Genomic DNA, 17,806 nt, shown 5'->3' with positions numbered 1-17,806 from the left:
CAAGCCGAGGGCGGCCCGCGGGAATCGCTCCCGCGGGCCGCTTTCCGGCACCATGTATACCGAGTATGATACCGGGTATACTCAGCCATCGAGGGGATGGACACGAGGGGACGGGGGAACGGATGAGCGTGCGCCATGCGCTGCTGGCCCTGCTGAGCGAGGGGCCCAAGTACGGGCTCCAGCTGCGGCAGGAGTTCGAGGCGCGGACGGGGGAGGTCTGGCCGCTCAACGTCGGGCAGGTCTACTCGACGATGCAGCGCCTGGAGCGGGACGGCCTGGTGGAGTCCGAGGAGGAGGCGGAGGCCGGCCCGCAGAAGGCCTACCGCATCACCGCCGAGGGCGCCGCGGAGCTGGCCGCCTGGCTGCGCACCCCGCCGGACGCGGACGCCCCGCCGCGCGACGAGCTGGTGATCAAGGTGCTGGTCGCGCTGCGACTGCCCGGCGCGGACCTGCCCGCGATCCTCCAGGCGCACCGCCGGGCCACCATCGAGCGGATGCAGCAGTACACCCGGGTGAAGGAGCAGGCGCGCGACGACGGGGACGGGCTGGCCCTGCTGCTGGTGGCCGACGCACAGCTCTTCCGACTGGAGTCGGTGGTGCGCTGGCTGGACGCGGCCGAGGCCCGGCTGCGCCACCGCTCCCCCGCGCCCGCCGCCCCGCACCCCGGTCCGGGCGCCGCGGGCCTGCCGCGCGCGCCCCGTGCGAAGGGGGCCGTGCGATGACGGCGCCGCTGGAGATGCGCCGGGTGCGCAAGACCTACGGCGAGGGGCCGGCCGCCGTGCACGCGCTCGCCGGGGCCGATCTGACCGTCGCCGCCGGGGAGATGGTCGCGGTGATGGGCCCGAGCGGGTCGGGCAAGTCCACGCTGCTGGCCATCGCGGGCAGCCTGGAGGAGCCGACCGAGGGCGAGGTGCTGATCGAGGGCACCGGGCTCGCCGGACTGAGCCGGGACGAGCGGGCCCGGCTGCGCCGCCGTCACATCGGCTACGTCTTCCAGGACTTCAACCTGCTGCCAGGGCTGACCGCGGTCGAGAACATCACGATGCCGCTGGAGCTGGACGGGATGCGGCACCGCCGGGCGCGGGGTGCCGGGCTCGCGGCCCTGGAGGAGCTGGGGCTCGCCGACCGTGCCGACAGCTTCCCCGACGAGCTGTCCGGCGGGCAGCGGCAGAGAGTCGCGCTGGCCCGCGCGCTCGTCGGGGACCGCCGGCTGCTGCTGGCCGACGAGCCCACCGGCGCGCTGGACTCGCGCACCGGTGAGGACGTGATGCGGCTGATCCGGACGGCCTGCCACGGCGGGGCCGCGGCCGTGCTGGTCACGCACGACGCGCAGCTGGCCTCCTGGGCGGACCGGGTGGTCTTCGTACGGGACGGCGAGATCGTCGACGCCACGAGCCCGCTCGCCGGGCCCGAGTCGCTGCTGGCCGGCGGCACACCCGGGGATTCCGGGGAGGCCCGCTGATGGCCGCCCCCGTCCGGGAGCGCGCCGCCGGGCGGCGCTCCGGCGCCCGGGGCGGCGGGCTCGCCGCGCGGATGGCGGTGCTGCGCTGGTCGTGGCGGATGCTGCGGCGCGAATGGCGCCGCCAGGTCCTGCTGCTGGCGCTGCTCACGCTCACCGTGTGCGCCGCGGTGTGCGGGCTCGCCGCCGTGCACGCATGGGTGCCGACCCCGGCCGGTACGTACGGCCCGGCCTCGCAGCGGATCGTGCTGACCGGCGGCGCGGACGGGGCCGGGCTGCCCGCGGCGGTCCGGGCGGCCCGCGCCGGCCTGGCGCCCGTGGACGTGGTCGCGCACCGGCGGGTGCCGGTGCCCGGTTCCGTCGACACGCTCGACCTGCGGGCAGAGGATCCGCACGGGCCGTTCACCGCCGGACGGCTGCGGCTGGTGTCGGGCCGCTACCCGGCGGCCCCCGGCGAGGTGGCGCTCAGCGCGCCCGCCGCCGGACTGCTGGGCGCCCGCGCCGGCGGTGCGGTCACGCTCGGCGGGCAGCGCTTCGCGGTCACCGGCACGGTGGAGAATCCCGGCCTGCTGGGCGACACGTTCTCGCTGGCCGCCCCCGCGCCGGGCGCCACCGTCGCCGGACGTCCGGCGGCCTCCGCCGACCTGCTCACGAACGCGCCGCGGGCCGCCGTCGACACCTTCCGGCGGGCGGCGGGCGGCACGACCGCGGTGCTGGTCGAGCGGCGCGGCGACCTCGGGCGCGGCGCCGCCGACACCCTGGTGCTGGTGATGGCCACCGTGGGGCTGCTGCTGGTCGCTCTGGTCGCGGCGGCAGCGTTCGCGGCCGTCGCGCAGCGCAGGCTGCGGCAGATCGGGATGCTCGGCACGCTGGGTGCCACCGACCGCGGGCTGCGGCTGGTGCTGGTCGGGCACGGCGCGCTGACCGGGCTCGCCGCGGTGGGCTGCGGGGCGGTGCTCGGCGCGGCGGTGTGGGTGCCGCTGGCGCCCGCGCTGGAGCACGGCGCCGACCACCGTATCGACCGCCTCGCGCTGCCCTGGCCGCTGCTGGCGCTGCTGCTGGCCGTCTCGGTGGCCGCGCCGACCGCCGCCGCGTGGTGGCCGGCCCGCACGGTGGCGCGGGTGCCGATCACGCGGGCGCTGTCGGCCCGGCCGCCGCGCCCGGTGCCGGCGCGGCAGTCGGTGTGGGCGGCGGCGGTGCTGCTCGCGGCGGGCGCGGCGGGCCTCGTCGCGTCGCACCGCGCCAGCGGCCTGCTGGTGGCGGGCGGGATCGTCGCCGTGGTCGCAGGACTGCTGCTGCTCAGCCCCCCGGCCGTCCGGCTGCTGGCCGCGCCCGCGGGCCGGATGCCCTTCGCCGCACGGGTCGCGCTGCGCGACCTGGGGCGGCATCAGGCGAGGTCGGGGGCCGCGCTGGCGGCGGTCACGCTCGCGCTGGGCATACCGGTGGCGGTCAGCGTGCTGGCCGCGGTCAACCAGCCGACGGCGGCGACCGGGAATCTGCCGGCCCGCCAGGTGCTGGTGCGCATCGGGGGGCGCGGCACGGTCGTCCCGGTGCCGTCGGCGCGGGCGCTGCGGGTGCAGCAGGACGTGGTCGAGCGGTGGGCGGCAACGGTGCACGGCACGGCGGTACCGCTGGAGATGGCCTACGACCCGGCGGTGCCGCGCAGCACCGGGCCGGACGGGGCGGAGGGGCAGCCGGTCGTGGAGGCGGGCAGCAGGAGGTCCGCGAACTCCTGGGCGACGCACCCGCTGTACGTCGCGACCCCGGCCGCGGTACGGGAGTTCGGCCTCGCGGCGGCGATGGCCGCGGCTCCCGACGCCCGGATGGTGTCCTCGCTCCCCGGCGGCGGGCCGCTGGCTGTGGTGGGCGGCACGGACCGGACCGCCGAGGACGATCCCCCGCGGCAGGCGACGGTGCGCGGCAGCGCGTACGGCTCGGATCCGCATGCCTTCCTCACGCCCTCCGCCGTGGCGGACATGCACCTGCGGACGGTCCCGGTGGGCTGGCTCGTCACCGCGCGGCACGACCTGACCGCGGACGACCGCGCCGCCGCCCGCACCATGGCGGCGGGCGAGGGCCTCCAGGTCGAGGTGCGCGACGCCCGCGACGGACTGCGCACCCTGCGGTTGGCCTCCGTCGCGGCGGGCGGGGCGCTCGCGCTGGCGGTGCTGGCGATGACCGTGGGCACGCTGCGCGCCGAGGCGGCCGACGACCTGCGGACGCTCACCGCGACGGGCGCGACCTCCCGCACCCGGCGCGCGCTCACCGCCACGACGGCCGGCGGCCTCGCCCTGGCCGGTACGGTGCTGGGCGCCCTGGGCGCGTATCTGATCCTGCTGTGCGCCTACGGCGACGACCTGGGCCAGCTCTCCCACGTCCCGGTCGCGGCGCTGCTCACGGCCTTCCCCGGCATACCGCTGCTCGCCGCGGCGGGCGGCTGGCTGGCGGCGGGCCGGGAGCCGGCCGGGATCGCCCGCCGCCTGCTGGAGTGACGGCCGCCCGTCCGGGCCCGTCCGCCGCGGACGGGCCCGGACGGGACGGATACGGCGTCGGACGAGCAGCCGCCTCGAGCGCGGCGGTGCCGTCGGTCAGCACCAGGCGCTCCGCCGAGGCCGCGGCGCCCGCCGCACCGTTCACCACCGCGCAGGCCGCGCCGAACGCCGACGGCAGCTGCCAGGGCCGGCTGGGCCCCGGCCGCCGCCCAGGCGGACGTCGCCGCCGCGCACACGGGCCCCTCCGCCGCGGTCGAGCCGTCGTGGCCGGACGCCGTCTTCGACGAGGTCGAAGCGATTCACGGCAGCTTCGACGGCGACCTGCACCTGGCCGTGGCCAAGGCGGCGGCCGCCGGAGCGGCGAGCGGCCCGGCGGCGCCGAGGACGGCGGCAGCGGCAGCGGCAGCGGCAGCGGCAGCGAGAGAGCGCGGTACAGGGGCTGCGCACGAAGTGCTCCTCACGTGTGGTGGACGCCGCCGCAGTCCGTCCCCCGTACCCGGATGGCCCCTCGGAGGGGCCGCCGCGGATTTCTGTGCCGCAGAACGCGCGGAACGCGGTACGCGCCCGGGGCGCGTACCGCGCCGCACCCCCTTGCGCCGGGCGCACCCGCCCGCGACGCCTGTGCGTCACCGGCCGCGCACGGAGTGCTCGTCGTCCTGACCGGAGCCGCCGCCCGGGGCCCGGCGGGCGCGCTCCCGCGTGGCGCGGAAGGCCAAGGTGCGTGACCATGGATTTACGGGTGTGGCATCTTGCCCGAGGTTCGGGCGGAGGGAGAGTCCGACATGGCCGGCGAAACGCGCACCGGCGGGCAGCGGACCGACCGGGATCCAATCGTGCGGCGCATCGCGGAGCGACGAGCGCAGCTCGGGCTGAGCGAGAGCGCGCTGTCGACCCGGGCGGCGATGTCCCCCCGGTATCTGCAGCACCTGCTGGACTGCGGCCGGGACTTCGACCCGGGCGGGCTGGTGAGGGTGGCCGCCGCGCTGGACCTCACGTACCAGGAGCTGATGGAGGGCCGCCGCGACCCGCCGCCAGGCCGGCCGGATGCGGCGCCGCGCCCGGTGCTCGCCCACCTCAGCGCCGACGAGTGCTGGGACCGCCTGGGCACGCACGGCGTCGGCCGCATAGCGGTGCCGGTGCAGCCGGGGCCCGCGGTACTGCCGGTGAACTACCTGGTGGACGGCGACACGGTGGTCTACCGCACGGCGCCCGGCGGACCCGCGGCGCCCGCGCCCGGCGAGGGCGTGTCCTTCCAGGTCGACCAGATCGACGACCACCTCAGCCGCGGCTGGAGCGTGCTGCTCACCGGCACCGCCGAGCACGTCGACGACCCCGCGCAGACCGAGGTGCTGGCCTCCCGTTCCCAGGAGCCCTGGGCGGGCGGCGACCGCCCGGTGTGGATACGGGTGCGTCCCAAGAGCGTCACCGGCCGCCGTATCGACACCGAGTGAACGGGCCCCGCGCGCCCTCCCCGAACGGGTGCCGCCCGGCCGGACCCCGGTAGCGGCGCCACGGCACGGCCCCCACCGACCCACCACCGAGAGCCGGCGGTTCCTGCGCCGGACGAGCCGAAGGGACCGCGGCATGGAGGACGGCTGGGCCTGGCGCTACGCGGGCTACGACCCGGAGCGCGAGCAGCTGCGCGAGGCGCTGTGCACGCTGGGGAACGGCTACTTCGCGACCCGCGGCGCGGCGGCCGAGTCCCCGGCGGGCGGCGCGCACTACCCGGGCACGTACGCGGCCGGCTGCTACAACCGGCTGACGTCGAAGGTCGCGGCGCGCGAGGTCGACAACGAGGACATGGTCAACCTGCCGAACTGGCTGCCGCTGCGGGTCCGCCCGGCGGGCGGCTCCTGGTTCGGCCCCGACGGCTGCGAGGTGCTCGACCACGAGGTCGTCCTCGACCTGCGCCGCGGCACCCTGGAGCGGCGGATGCGGCTGCGGGACGGCGCCGGGCGGATCCTCGCCACGACCGAGACCCGCCTGGTGCACATGGGCGACCCGCATCTGGCCGCGCAGCGGCTGCAGGTCACCGCGGAGGGCTGGAGCGGTGACCTGGAGATCGAGGCGGGCCTCGACGGCGACGTCACCAACAGCGGCGTCGCCCGCTACGGCGACCTGGACGGCCGGCATCTGACCGGCCACCGCGCGGGCGCGCGGGGGCAGGACACCGGCTGGCTGAGCTGCCGCACCTCCAGCTCCAACATCGAGGTTGCGCTGGCCGCCCGCATCCGGGTGACCGGCACGGACGTGCGCGGGCAGCCGCCCGTCCCGGGCGGGCGCGGGGTGCTGCGGCGGCTGACCGCGGCGGTGGGCGGCACCCGGCCGGTCGTCGTCGAGAAGGTCGTCGCGCTGCACACCTCGCGGGACCCGGCGATCCACGACCCGCTGAACGCCGCGCTGGAGCGGGTGGCGCGCGCGGCGGACGTCGCGGGGCTGCTCACGGAGCACGCCACCGCGTGGGAGGGGCTGTGGGAGCGCGCCAGGATCCAGGTCCCGAATTCCGTCGGCGCGGTGCTGCGGCTGCACCTGTTCCACGTCCTCCAGACGCTGTCGCCGCACACCTCCGACCTGGACGTGGGGGTGCCGGCCCGCGGGCTGCACGGCGAGGCCTACCGCGGGCACGTCTTCTGGGACGAGCTGTTCGTGCTGCCCTTCCTCAACCTGCACCTGCCCGAGGTGTCGCGGGCGCTGCTGATGTACCGGCACCGGCGGCTGGAGGCGGCCTGCCGGGCGGCGCGGGCCGAGGGGCGGCAGGGCGCGATGTACCCGTGGCAGAGCGGCAGCGACGGCCACGAGGAGACCCAGCGGCTGCACCTCAACCCGCGTTCGGGCCGCTGGCTTCCGGACCACACGCATCTGCAGCACCATGTCGGCTCGGCGGTCGCGTACAACGTCTGGCAGTACTGCCTGGCCAGCGGCGACACCGCCTTCCTGCACGGCGAGGGCGCCGAGATGCTGCTGCAGGTCGCCCGCTTCTGGGCGGGCAGCGCGGTGTGGGACACGGAGTACGAGCGCTACCGCATCCGCTCGGTGGTGGGCCCCGACGAGTACCACACCGCCTACCCGGGGGCGGACCGCCCGGGGCTGGACGACAACGCGTACACCAACGTCACGGCCGCGTGGGTGCTGGCCCGCGCGCTGGAGCTGGCGGAGGCGATGCCCGCGCCGCGCCGCGCCGAGCTGTTCGAGCGGCTGGGGATCGGCCCGGACGAGCCGGAGCGCTGGGAGGACGTCTCCCGGCGGCTGCGGGTGCCCTTCCACGCAGGCGTGATCAGCCAGTTCGACGGCTTCGGTGAGCTGGACGAGCTGGACTGGGACGGCTACCGCGAGCGCTACGGGGACATCCGCCGGCTCGACCGGATCCTGGAGGCCGAGGGCGACAGCGTCAACCGCTACCAGGCGTCCAAGCAGGCGGACGTGCTGATGCTCGGCTACCTCTTCCCGCCCGCGGAACTGGCCGCGCTCCTCGCCCGGCTCGGGCACACCCTGGACGACGAGCTGTGGGCGCGGACGGTGACCCACTACCTGGCGCGCACCAGCCACGGCTCGACGCTCAGCGGCCTGGTGCACGGCTGGGTGCTGGCCCGCCTGCGCCGCGAGAGCGCCTGGGAGCACGTGCGCGAGGCGCTGCTCGGCGACGTCGCCGACCTCCAGGGGGGCACCACGGGCGAGGGCATCCACCTGGGCGCCATGGCCGGGACGCTGGACCTGGTGCAGCGCGGGCTGACCGGCCTCCAGCCGCAGGGCGACTGCCTGAGGCTGGACCCGGTGCCGCTGCCGCAGCTGTCCCGCTTCTCGCTGTCGCTGCGCTACCGGGCGCACTGGGGCGTCGACCTGGCGCTGCACGGGGGCCGGCTGCGGGTCGGGGTGCCGGACTCCGGCCAGGACCCGATCGCGGTGGCGGTCGACGGACGCGCCTACGAGGTCGCGCCGGGCCGCGAGGTCACGGTGGAGCTGCCGCGCTGAGGGGCGCCGCCGGTCAGGTGCGCAGCGTCAGCTCCTCGTGCCGGGGCTCGCCGAGCACGACCTTGAGGGCGCCGGTGTCGGCGGCGCCGGCGAAGACCTCGTACGCCTCCTCCATCCGCGCCAGTGGGAAGGTGTGGCTGACCAGCACGGACGCCGGGAGCCTGCCGTCGACCAGCATGCGCAGCAGGTCGGGTGTGGAGTAGGTGTCGACCAGGCCGGTGGTCAGGGTCAGGTTCCTGATCCACAGGTCCTCCAGGTGCAAGGTGACCGGCCTGCCGTGCACGCCGACGTTCGCCAGGTGGCCGCCGGGGCGGACCATGCGGGCGCACAGCTCGAAGCTCTCGGGGCGGCCGACCGCCTCCACGACGACGTCCGCGCCGAGCCCGCCGGTGAGGTCGGCGACCAGCTGCTCGCTCTCGGCGACGCCCGCGATCGCGTCGGCGCCGACGCGCTTGGCCGCGTCGAGCCGACCCGGCGCGAGGTCGACGGCGATGGTGCGCGCGGGCGAGAACAGCTGGGCGGTGGCGACGGCGGCGAGCCCCACCGGCCCGGCGCCCACGACCACGACCGTGTCGCCGGGCCGCACCCGGCCGTTGAGCACGCCCACCTCGTAGCCGGTGGGGAAGATGTCGGCGAGCAGCACGGCCTGCGCGGCGTCCACCGCGGCGGGCAGCGGGTGCAGCCCGAAGTCCGCGAAGGGCACCCGCACGTACTCGGCCTGGGTGCCGTCGACGAGGTGGCCGAGGATCCAGCCGCCCCCGCCCAGGCACTGCCCGTACGCGCCCTGCCGGCAGTAGCGGCAGCGCCCGCAGCCGCTGACGCACGACACCAGCACCCGGTCGCCGGGGCGGACCCCGTGGACCGCGGCGCCGGTCTCGACGACCTCGCCGACCGCCTCGTGGCCCAGCACCGTGCCCGGCCGCACGTCCGGCACGTCGCCGCCCAGGATGTGCAGGTCGGTGCCGCAGATGGTGGTGGCCTCGACGCGCACGATGGCGTCGCCCGCGTCCTGGAGCACGGGGTCCGGCACGTCTTCCCAGCCGGACCGGCCGGGACCGTGGAAGACCATGGCCTTCATGGGGATCATCTCCTCGCAACCGGCGGACGCCCCCCTGGCTCCATGGTGGCCGCAGCCGCCCCGTCGCGCATGCGGCGCGGCCGCGCGCCCCGCCGCTCAGCGGCGGCGGGCCAGCACCAGGCGCGCGCGGGGGCTGCCGTCGGCGCGGCGGCCGAGGGCGGCCAGCGGGCTGAGGGCGACCTCGAAGCCGGCCGCCGCGAGGTCGGCGCGGACGGCGGGGAGCGGGAAGGTGCGGTAGTACATCACGAAGGGCGGGCGGCGTACGGCGTTGCGCACCCGCATGACGGCGTCGAAGCCCGCGAAGGCCCAGTACCAGGGCGAGCGCACCGGCGGCGGGGCGCCCACGGGGAAGGCGAACAGCCCGCCGGGCCGCAGCGCCCGGTGGACCTGCGCGAACAGGCCGGGCCGCTCGGCAGGCAGGAAGTGGCCGAAGGCACCGAAGCTGACGGCCAGGTCGAAGGACCCGGCGAAGGGCAGGGCGCGCGCGTCCGCCCGCACCCACCACTGCCGCGGGCCCTCCGCGGGCGCGGCGGCGGTCCGGGTCCTGGCCTGCGCCTGCGCCTGCGCCTGCGCCTGGGCCTGCGCCTGGGCCTGGGCCTGGGCCTGGGCGAGCATCACGGCGCTGAAGTCGACGCCGGTGACCTGCGAGCGGCACAGCGGCGCGAGTACCCCCATCCCTGCTCCCGTACCGCAGCACAGGTCCAGCCCCGCGTCGAAGGGGCCGAGCGGGGCGAGCGCGGCGGCGGTGGCGTCGAGGAAGAGGTTGGGGGTGCGGAAGGGGGTGGCGTCGAAGGCCGGGGCGAGCAGGTCGTAGCCGCGCTCGACGGACGACAGCGCCTGGACCGCCAGCTCGCGCAGGGTGGGCCCCTCGGGTGAGAACACCCGGCCAAGGATAGGCGGGCAGGTCCCCCGGACCCCGCCGCCGGCCCCGCGCGGGACGTTCATCTGCCGCGGCGGCGCTCCCGGGCGGCGTAACTGCGCAGCGCCCGCAGGAAGTCGACCTCGCGGAAGGCCGGCCAGTGCGCGTCGCAGAAGTACAGCTCGGCGTAGGCGGCCTGCCACAGCAGGAAGTTGGACATCCGCTGCTCGCCACTGGTCCTGATCACCAGGTCGGGGTCGGGGTGGCCGGCGGTCCACAGGTGCCGGGCGATGTCGCCGGGCTCGAAGGCGGCCGCGGCCTCGGCCAGCGAGCGGCCCGACCCGGCGTGCTCGGTGAGCAGTTCGCGCACCGCGTCGACGACCTCCTGGCGGCCGCCGTAGCCGATCGCGAGGGTGACGTGGTGCCCGGTGGCGATGTCCCGGCCGGCGTCCACGGCCTCCTTCAGCGCGTGCGCGGTACGGTCGGGCAGCACCGACAGGTCGCCGGCGACATGCAGCCGCCAGCGGGAACCGGGGCGGGCGAGCCGCTCGGTGACGACCTGGGTGATCAGGTCCATGAGGAAGCCGACCTCGGCCTCGCCGCGGCGGGCCAGGTTCTCGGTGGAGCAGACGAAGACGGTGACATGGCCGATGCCGAGCGACTCGCACCAGGCCAGGACGTCGTCCACGTGCTCGGCGCCGGCCTTGTGGCCGAGGCTGGGACTGGCCAGCCCGGCCTTGCGGGCCCACCGGCGGTTGCCGTCCATGATCAGCCCGATGTGCCGCGGCAGCGCTCCCGCGCGGAGCCTCCGGCGCAGCCGGCGGGTGTAGAGGGCGTATACCGGTGTCGTGATCCGCACGGCGGTCTCCCCTTCCCTGGCGCCCCTGAGGTCCCGAGGCGCTCCCTGAGCTCTCCCCTTGCTTTCCTGAGCGAAGACTAGGGTGAGCGGGCGGATTGCGGCGCGGCGCGCGGCCCCTGCACCCCGTAAGGGGGAGCGCGCGGGCGGGGAAGCGCTCTCCCCGACCCCGGTGCCCGGGTCCGCGCGCAGCGGGCGGAAGCCGCAGTCCGGTGGCGGTGTGCGCGGGCGGGCGGGCGTATTCCCGGTATCGATGTGCGCTTTCCCTCATCGTCATGAAACGGAACCGTCATTCCTGATGGCTTATCCTGTATTCCGGAATGATCGTTCCGTTTCACTCTGAAGGAGTTCCATGGCGTCCGAGACCCGGCGCACGCACCACCAGGTCACGTTCGCGGTCCTTGCGGCGGGTGTGACCGCGTATTCGCTGCTCCAGTCCCTGGTCACACCGGTGCTGCCGACGATCCAGGAAGACCTGCACACCAACCAGAACACCGTGACATGGGTCCTGACGGCCTATCTGCTGTCGGCCTCGATATTCACGCCGATCATGGGCCGGATCGGCGACATGATCGGCAAGGAGCGTGTCTTCGTCGCGACGCTCGGCGCGCTGGCCGCCGGCTCGCTGCTCGCCGCGCTGGCGACCAACGTCCAGGTGATGATCATCGCCCGGGCGATCCAGGGCATCGGCGGCGGCGTGCTGCCGCTCGCCTTCGGCATCATCAGGGACGAGTTCCCGCGCGAGAAGCTCAACGGCGCGGTGGGCATGATCGCCTCGCTGCTGGCGGTCGGCGGCGGGCTCGGCATCGTGCTGGCCGGCCCGATCGTCAACGCCCTCGACTACCACTGGCTGTTCTGGCTGCCGATGATCCTCACGCTGGCCTCGGCGGTGGCGGCCTTCTTCTTCGTCCCCGAGTCGCCGGTGCGCACCCCGGGCCGGATCAGCTGGGCTCCCGCGGTGCTGCTGTCGGCCTGGCTGGTGGCGCTGCTGGTCGCCCTGAGCGAGGCCCCGACGTGGGGCTGGGCGTCGGGCAAGGTCATCGGCCTGCTCGTGGCGGCCGTGGTGCTCGCGGTCGGCTGGGTGGCCGTCGAGAACCGCGCGGCCACCCCGCTGATCGACATGAAGATGATGGCCCGCCCGGCGGTGTGGACCAACAACCTGGTGGCACTGCTGGTCGGCGTCGGCATGTACGCGGTCTTCGCCTTCCTGCCGGAATTCGTGCAGACCCCGAAGTCCACCGGCTACGGCTTCGGCGCGAGCATCACCCAGTCCGGCCTGATCCTGGTGCCGATGTCCGTGATGATGTTCCTGGTCGGCCTGGGCAGCAACAACCTGGCCAACCGGATCGGCGGCAAGAAGGTCGTCTTCATCGGCTCGCTGATCGGCACCGTCTCGATGGCGCTGCTGGCCTTCGCGCACACCAGCACCTGGGAGCTGTACGTCGCCACCGGCATCATGGGCGCGGGCTTCGGCCTCACCTTCGCGGCCATGTCCAGCCTGATCGTCAGCGCGGTCCCGCCCGCGCAGACCGGTGTCGCCAGCGGCATGAACGCCAACATCCGCACCATCGGCGGCTCCATCGGCGCCGCGCTGATGGCCAGCGTCGTCACCGCGAGCCCGGCCGCCGACGGCCTGCCGCGCGAGGCCGGCTACACCAACGGTTTCGCGATGCTCGGCGGGGCGCTGCTGATCGCCGCCGTCGCGGCGCTGCTCATCCCGGTCACGCGGCGCACCACCCGGATCGACTTCGCCGACGAACCGCAGCACGCGGAGTTGGCGATGGTCCCCGGGGGTACGGTCGTGGGTGACAAGCCCGAATGAGCTGCGGCGGCCGGGCACGCGGGAGTGAGTGAGCGACGATGACAGGTCATGCGCGCACCAGGGACCGGGCACCCGAGCAGGCGGCACCGCACCCGCGGACGCCGCCCGCACCGCCCGCTCCCGCCGCGGTGTCCGGGCCCGCCCCGGACACCCGGGCCCCCGGGACCGGCGGCACGGACCACCCGGACGGGCCGGAAGGCTGCGAGCCGGAGTGCCAGCCGGCCCGGCCGATGCGGCGCGACGCCGTACGCAACCACCATCTGGTGGTCGAGGCGGCGCGCGCGGTCTTCTCGGAGTTCGGCACCGACGCCAGCATGGAGCTCATCGCCTCCCGCGCCGGCGTCGGCGTCGGCACGGTCTACCGGCGCTTCCCCAACAAGGAGGCGCTGGTCGACGAGATCGCCGGGCTGATGCTCCAGGAGCTGACCGAGGTCGCGCGGCGCTCGCTCACGCTGCCCGACGGGGCGGGCCTGGAGGCCTTCCTGCGGGTCATCGGCCGGTCGCTGAGCGAGCACCGCGGCTACGCCGACAAGCTCGTGGGCCACAAGGCCTCCTGCGTGGAGGTGCTGCGCGACCGGATCACCGAACTGCTCGTCCAGGCCCAGCAGTCGGGCCGGGTCGCGGCGGGCGTCGAACTGGGTGACGTGATGGCGCTGATCTGGGGTCTGCGCGGCATCGTCGAGACCGGCGGCGCGGTTGTGCCCGACGCCTGGCGGCGGCATCTGGACATCCAGCTCGCGGGCCTGCGCTCGGTGACCGTCCCGCAGGACAGCCCGCCCGCGGCCACCCGCGAACAGCTGCGCCGGATCGGCACCGCCACGGCGGCCTCCCGGCACACGGCGGGCAACCCGCGCGGCTGAGACGGACCCGGCCGATACGGGAAGCGGTGCGGACCGGTCCGCGCCACCGGGCCGGACGCACGGAAGCGGCACGCCGGGAGCGGCGTGCCGCGGGGTCTGCGGGGCGGTCAGCCCTGGCGGGCCTTCATCCGCGGGTCCTTGCGGTTGATCACGTAGACCTTGCCGCGGCGGCGGACGATCTGGGCGCCCGGCCGGTTCTTCAGCGACCGCAGGGAATTGCGTACCTTCATTTTCCGGCCTTTCTCCTCGTATGCCGGCCAGCCGGTCATACTTTGTCGTGCACGCACCACAACGGCGGCAGCCTCGCGTTCATTCCGCACGGCGCCGCGCGCACGGAGGGCACGGCATGAGCCAGGATTCCGCGGCCGGGGACGACGACTTCTCCCCCGGCTTCTCCAGCCCCGACTTCTCCAGTCCGGATTTCTCCGGCCCGGACGACACGATCGGCGATTTCAAGGTGCCCGACTTCGTGGTCCCGCCCTTCGAGGGCCCGGACTACGAGGCAGAGGACGCCGACGACCTCGTCCCCGAGGAGGCCGGGTTCTCCCGGCCCGGCTATTCCAGCCCCGACTTCAGCTCGCCGGACGACACCGGCGCCGACCGCGAGGACTGAGCCTCAGCCGCGCCGCGGCGGCCCCTGCTGCAGGGCTGCCGCCGCGGTGCGGACGACCGCCGCGGTGAGGGCGGCCAGCGGCGGCGAGTCGAGCTTCCACTGCTGCCAGTAGAGCGGCACGTCCACCGGCCGCTCCGGCGCGAGGGCGGTCAGCGTCCCCGCGGCCACGTACGGCGCCGCCTGCCCGTCGGGGATCGCCCCCCAGCCGAGCCCGGCTGCGACCGCCGCGGCGAAGGACTCCGACGCGGGCACGTACGTCCGCGGCTGGCCCGAGGTGCGGCGGCCGGGGGCCAGGGCACGCAGGAAGGCGTCCTGGATGTCGTCCTTGCGGTCGAAGACGATCATGGGCGCGGCGGGCAGCGCCTCCGCCAGCGAGCCGTCCGCGAGATACCGGGCGGCGAAGGCCGGGGCGGCGTACGCGCGGTAGGTCATCCGGCCGAGCGGGCGCACCGAGCAGCCCTGCACGGGCTCCGGCGACGAGGTGACGGCGGCCATCACGCGGCCCTGGCGCAGCAGCAGCGCGGTGTGGTCCTGGTCGTCGCGGTGCAGGTCGAAGCAGACGTCCGAGGTGGCGGCGGCCTCTGCGAGCGCGGGCAGGAACCAGGTGGCGAGCGAGTCGGAGTTGACCGCGACCGGCAGCGTCGACGGCCCGGCCGCGCCGACCAGCCCCAGCTCCGCGCCCGCGTCCTGCTCCAGCCGGGCGAGCTGCCGCCCGAAGCGCACGACGACCTCGCCGGACTCGGTCGGCCGCACTGGCTTGGAGCGCAGCAGCAGCACCCGCCCGGTCCGCTGCTCCAGCGCCTTGACGCGCTGGCTGACCGCGGACGGCGTGACGTGCAGCCGCTCCGCCGCCGCCTCGAAGGTGCCCTCGTCGACGGCAGCGAGCAGGGTGCGTACCTGGTCCAGCGGAAGTCCGTCCGTCATCACATTAACTAATCTTACGTAAGAAAACTGAGCTGGACTGTTGACTGTCCGACTTTCTACGCTCGGACCATGACCACTCCACTGCTCGCCGCCCTGGCAGGCCTCGGCACCGGCCTGTCGCTCATCGTGGCGATCGGGGCGCAGAACGCGTTCGTGCTGCGGCAGGGCATACGCCGCCAGCACGTCGCCGCGGTGGTGGCGATCTGCGCGCTGTCCGACGCCGTCCTGATCTCGGCGGGCATCGGCGGCGTCGGATCGGTGGTCCGCGCCCGGCCGTCCGCTGTCACCGCGGTCGGCCTGCTCGGCGGCGCCTTCCTCGTCACGTACGGGGTGCTGGCCGCCCGCCGCGCGGTGCGCCCGCAGGCGGCGCTGACGGCGGCGGACGGCAGCGGCGGCTCGCTGCGGACGGCGGTGCTCACGTGCCTGGCGATCACCTGGCTGAACCCGCACGTCTACCTCGACACCCTGCTGCTGCTCGGCTCGGTCGCCAACGGCTACGGCCACTCGCGGTGGGGCTTCGGGGCGGGTGCCGTGACCGGCAGCGTGGTGTGGTTCACCGGCCTGGGCTTCGGCGCCCGGCTGCTGGAGCGGCCCTTCTCCCGGCCCGGCTCGTGGCGGGCGCTGGACGCGGCCATAGCGTGCACGATGATCGCCCTGGGCGTGCTGATGGCGGTGCGGGCATGATCGTCCGTACCGCCCAGGGCCCGGGTGTCAGTCGGCGTCCGGGCGCGGCTCGCCTTTGGCCGGGATCGGCCGGAAGCCGATGACAGCGGCGTCGTCGCGCCGGTCGGCCGCGGAGGCCAGCAGCCGGGCGCACAGCGCGGTCAGCGACACCCCGTCGGAGCGCGAGCGCACCGCCTCCTGCGCCAGCGCCGCCATGCCCTCGCTGATGTCGGTGCCCGGCACCTCGATCAGGCCGTCGGTGTAGAGCAGCAGCGTGTCCCCGGCCGACAGCTCCTGGTGCCAGGTCCTGCGGGCCATGGACGGCAGCACGCACAGCGGCAGGTCGGGCCCCGAGCCCTCCAGGAAGCGCGGCGGGCCCGCGGCCGGGAGCAGCAGCGGCGGCGGGTGCCCGGCGTTGGACCAGGCCGCCTGCCAGCCGCCGGACCCGCGCGGTACGAGGTGCGTGTGCACCGCCGTGACCAGCGGCGCGATGCCCAGGCCCTCCACGACCCGGTCGAGCCGGGCCAGGCTCTCGGCGGGAGTGCTCGGGTGCGCCGGGTCGTAGGCGATGACCCGCAGCATGCTGCGCAGCTGGCTCATCGCGGTGGCGGCGTCCAGGTCGTGCCCCGCGATGTCGCCGATCGTGAGGGTGACCGAGCCGTCGGGCAGCAGCAGCGAGTCGTACCAGTCGCCGCCGATCTCGGCCGTGGTGTTCGCGGGCTGGTAGTGCGCGGCGAGTTCCGCGCCCGGCACGCGCGGGGTCGGCGTCAGCAGCGAGCGCTGGAGGGTCAGCGCGGTGTGCCGGGTGCGCTGCAGCTCCATGGCCTGCCGCAGCGGGTCGCTCACCTCGTGCAGCACCTCGCCGAGCAGCTGGAGGTCGGCGGGGCCGGGCGGCGGGCTGTCGGCGCAGCCCACGGCGGCGGCGAAGGCGGCGACGGCCGCGTCGATCACGATCGGCACCAGGGCCACGCTGGTGGCCCGCGCCTCGCGCAGCCACTGTGCGGACATCTCCGCCAGCGCCCCGGCCGGCGGCTCGCCCGGGGGGAAGGTCAGCAGCCGGGGGCGGCGGGTCTCGACGACCTCCCGGGCGACCGGGCCGAGCGGCCGCGGCTCGCCGCCCAGCGGCGGGGTCGCGGGCAGCCCGTCCCGCGCGGTGGCGGCCACCCGGGAGGCGGACGGGCCGCCGCCCGGGGCCTCCTGGCCCATGCCGTGGCCGGGCAGCAGGAAGACGGTGCAGGCGTCGGCCAGCTCGGGCACCACCGCGGCGGTGACGGCGGCGAAGGCCTGCGGCACGTCGGCGGCGGCCGTCACCGTCGCCACCCGGGCCAGCAGCCGCTCGCGCAGCCGGTTGCGCCACTGGTCCTCCACGTCCGCGGTGGTGCCGATCCACTCGGCGGCGACGTTGCCGCGCACGATCGGCACCGCGCGCGACTGCACGTGCCGGTACGTGCCCGAGGCGGTGCGCATCCGGAAGGTGCACACGAACATCGACGGGGTGTCGGCGGCCGCCTCCCGCCAGGTGTGCACCAGCCGGTTGCGGTCGTGCGGGTGGACCGAGGCCAGCCACTCCTGGTCGATCACCGGGCGCCACGGCACCCCCGTGAAGTCCTCGAAGCCGCCGACCAGCTCTGTGATCTCCCCATTGGGCTGCATCAGCCAGACGATCTGGCTGACCGCGGACATCAGCGCCTCGTAGCGCTGGAGCGCCTGGTGGCGCTGCTCGGAGAGCTCCTCCGCGCGCAGGGCCGCCGCGACCTGGGCGCTGGTGTCGATCGCCACCGCGAGCACCCCCGGGCCGTGCCGGGAGACCACCGGCGAGCAGCTGTAGACGAAGTGCTGGACGCCGGGCGAGCCGGGGGCGCTGCCGTCGGTGGTGCGTGGCGAGGTGACTTGGCGGGCGGTGCGGTCGCGGTAGACGTCCTCAAGCATGTCCACGAACCGGGCGGCAGCGGGCTCGCCGAACGCCTCGCGAGCCGGGGCGCCGAGCGGGCGCGGGCCGAAGAGGCGGCGGAAGGCGGCGTTGTAGTAGACGAGCAGGTGCTCGGCGCCGGCGGTGATGGCCACGGGCACGATGGCGCTGTCGAACACTTCCGGTTCGAGTTCGGGCATGCCCGTGTCCTGGCCGCTGGGGCTCATCCTCCGATCATCCCCCGGAGCGCGCCTCCGGGCGCGTTGAGAGGGGCCGGGGGCTTGGAGAGCGCTCTCCAAGCC

General features: G+C 75.6%; 15 protein-coding genes. 9 read left to right on the top strand and 6 right to left on the bottom strand.

Annotated elements, in window-relative coordinates:
• Positions 1–122: 122 nt before the first annotated feature.
• The 5 genes from IH54_RS0127290 to IH54_RS0127270 all read left to right on the top strand — a co-directional run bounded on the left by IH54_RS0127290 (position 123) and on the right by IH54_RS0127270 (position 7,920).
• Complete coding sequence (locus IH54_RS0127290) at positions 123–722, top strand: PadR family transcriptional regulator (RefSeq protein WP_031521720.1); 600 nt, start codon at positions 123–125, stop codon at positions 720–722.
• Positions 719–1,462 carry an ABC transporter ATP-binding protein gene (locus tag IH54_RS0127285; protein ID WP_031521718.1) on the top strand — a complete coding sequence of 248 codons (744 nt, stop codon included), beginning with the start codon at positions 719–721 and terminating at the stop codon, positions 1,460–1,462. The genes IH54_RS0127290 and IH54_RS0127285 overlap by 4 nt, the downstream gene beginning before the upstream one ends.
• Positions 1,462–3,951 (top strand): FtsX-like permease family protein, encoded by a 2,490-nt coding sequence (locus tag IH54_RS0127280; protein WP_031521716.1) that lies wholly within the window; start codon positions 1,462–1,464, stop codon positions 3,949–3,951. Before IH54_RS0127285 ends, IH54_RS0127280 begins: the two co-directional genes overlap by 1 nt.
• Before the next feature lie 782 nt (positions 3,952–4,733).
• Entirely contained in the window at positions 4,734–5,402 is a 669-nt protein-coding gene (locus IH54_RS0127275; protein WP_043182413.1) for a helix-turn-helix domain-containing protein, read from the top strand.
• Between the two features lie 133 nt (positions 5,403–5,535).
• On the top strand, positions 5,536–7,920 hold the full coding sequence (locus IH54_RS0127270; RefSeq protein ID WP_031521711.1) for a glycoside hydrolase family 65 protein: 2,385 nt from the start codon (positions 5,536–5,538) through the stop codon (positions 7,918–7,920).
• Between the two features lie 13 nt (positions 7,921–7,933).
• Here the strand turns inward: IH54_RS0127270 and IH54_RS0127265 are convergent, their stop codons facing one another.
• From IH54_RS0127265 to uppS, 3 genes are all read right to left on the bottom strand, one after another.
• Positions 7,934–8,998: an alcohol dehydrogenase catalytic domain-containing protein gene (locus IH54_RS0127265; protein WP_031521710.1), complete on the bottom strand. Its 1,065-nt coding sequence runs from the start codon at positions 8,996–8,998 to the stop codon at positions 7,934–7,936.
• 96 nt (positions 8,999–9,094) lie between these two features.
• Complete coding sequence (locus IH54_RS0127260) at positions 9,095–9,880, bottom strand: class I SAM-dependent methyltransferase (RefSeq protein WP_031521709.1); 786 nt, start codon at positions 9,878–9,880, stop codon at positions 9,095–9,097.
• A gap of 59 nt (positions 9,881–9,939) precedes the next feature.
• Positions 9,940–10,716: a polyprenyl diphosphate synthase gene (uppS, locus tag IH54_RS0127255; protein ID WP_031521708.1), complete on the bottom strand. Its 777-nt coding sequence runs from the start codon at positions 10,714–10,716 to the stop codon at positions 9,940–9,942.
• 349 nt (positions 10,717–11,065) lie between these two features.
• On the opposite strand from uppS, the gene IH54_RS0127250 reads away from it, so the two are divergent.
• Together IH54_RS0127250 and IH54_RS0127245 are read left to right on the top strand one after the other, a co-directional pair.
• Positions 11,066–12,535 carry an MFS transporter gene (locus IH54_RS0127250; protein WP_031521707.1) on the top strand — a complete coding sequence of 490 codons (1,470 nt, stop codon included), beginning with the start codon at positions 11,066–11,068 and terminating at the stop codon, positions 12,533–12,535.
• 38 nt (positions 12,536–12,573) lie between these two features.
• Positions 12,574–13,395, top strand: coding sequence for a TetR/AcrR family transcriptional regulator (locus IH54_RS0127245; protein WP_234343911.1), 822 nt, complete (start codon positions 12,574–12,576; stop codon positions 13,393–13,395).
• Between the two features lie 107 nt (positions 13,396–13,502).
• On the opposite strand, the gene ykgO is transcribed toward IH54_RS0127245, so the two are convergent.
• On the bottom strand, positions 13,503–13,625 hold the full coding sequence (gene ykgO / locus IH54_RS0127240) for a type B 50S ribosomal protein L36 (RefSeq protein WP_031521705.1): 123 nt from the start codon (positions 13,623–13,625) through the stop codon (positions 13,503–13,505).
• Positions 13,626–13,741: 116 nt separating this feature from the next.
• Between ykgO and IH54_RS0127235 the strand changes: the two genes are divergently transcribed.
• Complete coding sequence (locus IH54_RS0127235; RefSeq protein ID WP_031521704.1) at positions 13,742–14,008, top strand: hypothetical protein; 267 nt, start codon at positions 13,742–13,744, stop codon at positions 14,006–14,008.
• A gap of 3 nt (positions 14,009–14,011) precedes the next feature.
• Here IH54_RS0127235 and IH54_RS0127230 read toward each other — a convergent pair whose 3' ends face one another.
• Positions 14,012–14,932, bottom strand: a complete 921-nt coding sequence (locus IH54_RS0127230; protein ID WP_031521703.1) for a LysR family transcriptional regulator ArgP — start codon at positions 14,930–14,932, stop codon at positions 14,012–14,014.
• A gap of 69 nt (positions 14,933–15,001) precedes the next feature.
• Between IH54_RS0127230 and IH54_RS0127225 the strand changes: the two genes are divergently transcribed.
• The gene (locus IH54_RS0127225; RefSeq protein WP_031521702.1) at positions 15,002–15,616 is read left to right on the top strand and encodes a LysE/ArgO family amino acid transporter; all 615 of its coding nucleotides are present in this window, start codon (positions 15,002–15,004) and stop codon (positions 15,614–15,616) included.
• Between the two features lie 27 nt (positions 15,617–15,643).
• On the opposite strand, the gene IH54_RS40265 is transcribed toward IH54_RS0127225, so the two are convergent.
• A complete protein-coding gene (locus IH54_RS40265; RefSeq protein ID WP_052397926.1) occupies positions 15,644–17,731 on the bottom strand; it encodes a SpoIIE family protein phosphatase in 2,088 nt (695 codons plus the stop codon).
• Positions 17,732–17,806 lie beyond the last annotated feature (75 nt).

The sequence above is a fragment of the Streptomyces sp. NRRL F-5123 genome (assembly GCF_000721495.1).
Classification (GTDB): domain Bacteria; phylum Actinomycetota; class Actinomycetes; order Streptomycetales; family Streptomycetaceae; genus Actinacidiphila.
This window is presented reverse-complemented; position numbering and strand designations above follow the sequence as displayed.

Bases quoted from the DNA above. Each gene is read 5' to 3' on its own strand.
- IH54_RS0127290 (WP_031521720.1), top strand. From the start codon at position 123: ATGAGCGTGCGCCATGCGCTGCTGGCCCTGCTGAGCGAGGGGCCCAAG.
- IH54_RS0127285 (WP_031521718.1), top strand. From the start codon at position 719: ATGACGGCGCCGCTGGAGATGCGCCGGGTGCGCAAGACCTACGGCGAG.
- IH54_RS0127280 (WP_031521716.1), top strand. From the start codon at position 1,462: ATGGCCGCCCCCGTCCGGGAGCGCGCCGCCGGGCGGCGCTCCGGCGCC.
- IH54_RS0127275 (WP_043182413.1), top strand. From the start codon at position 4,734: ATGGCCGGCGAAACGCGCACCGGCGGGCAGCGGACCGACCGGGATCCA.
- IH54_RS0127270 (WP_031521711.1), top strand. From the start codon at position 5,536: ATGGAGGACGGCTGGGCCTGGCGCTACGCGGGCTACGACCCGGAGCGC.
- IH54_RS0127265 (WP_031521710.1), bottom strand. From the start codon at position 8,998: ATGAAGGCCATGGTCTTCCACGGTCCCGGCCGGTCCGGCTGGGAAGAC.
- IH54_RS0127250 (WP_031521707.1), top strand. From the start codon at position 11,066: ATGGCGTCCGAGACCCGGCGCACGCACCACCAGGTCACGTTCGCGGTC.
- IH54_RS0127245 (WP_234343911.1), top strand. From the start codon at position 12,574: ATGACAGGTCATGCGCGCACCAGGGACCGGGCACCCGAGCAGGCGGCA.
- ykgO (WP_031521705.1), bottom strand. From the start codon at position 13,625: ATGAAGGTACGCAATTCCCTGCGGTCGCTGAAGAACCGGCCGGGCGCC.
- IH54_RS0127235 (WP_031521704.1), top strand. From the start codon at position 13,742: ATGAGCCAGGATTCCGCGGCCGGGGACGACGACTTCTCCCCCGGCTTC.
- IH54_RS0127230 (WP_031521703.1), bottom strand. From the start codon at position 14,932: ATGACGGACGGACTTCCGCTGGACCAGGTACGCACCCTGCTCGCTGCC.
- IH54_RS0127225 (WP_031521702.1), top strand. From the start codon at position 15,002: ATGACCACTCCACTGCTCGCCGCCCTGGCAGGCCTCGGCACCGGCCTG.
- IH54_RS40265 (WP_052397926.1), bottom strand. From the start codon at position 17,731: ATGAGCCCCAGCGGCCAGGACACGGGCATGCCCGAACTCGAACCGGAA.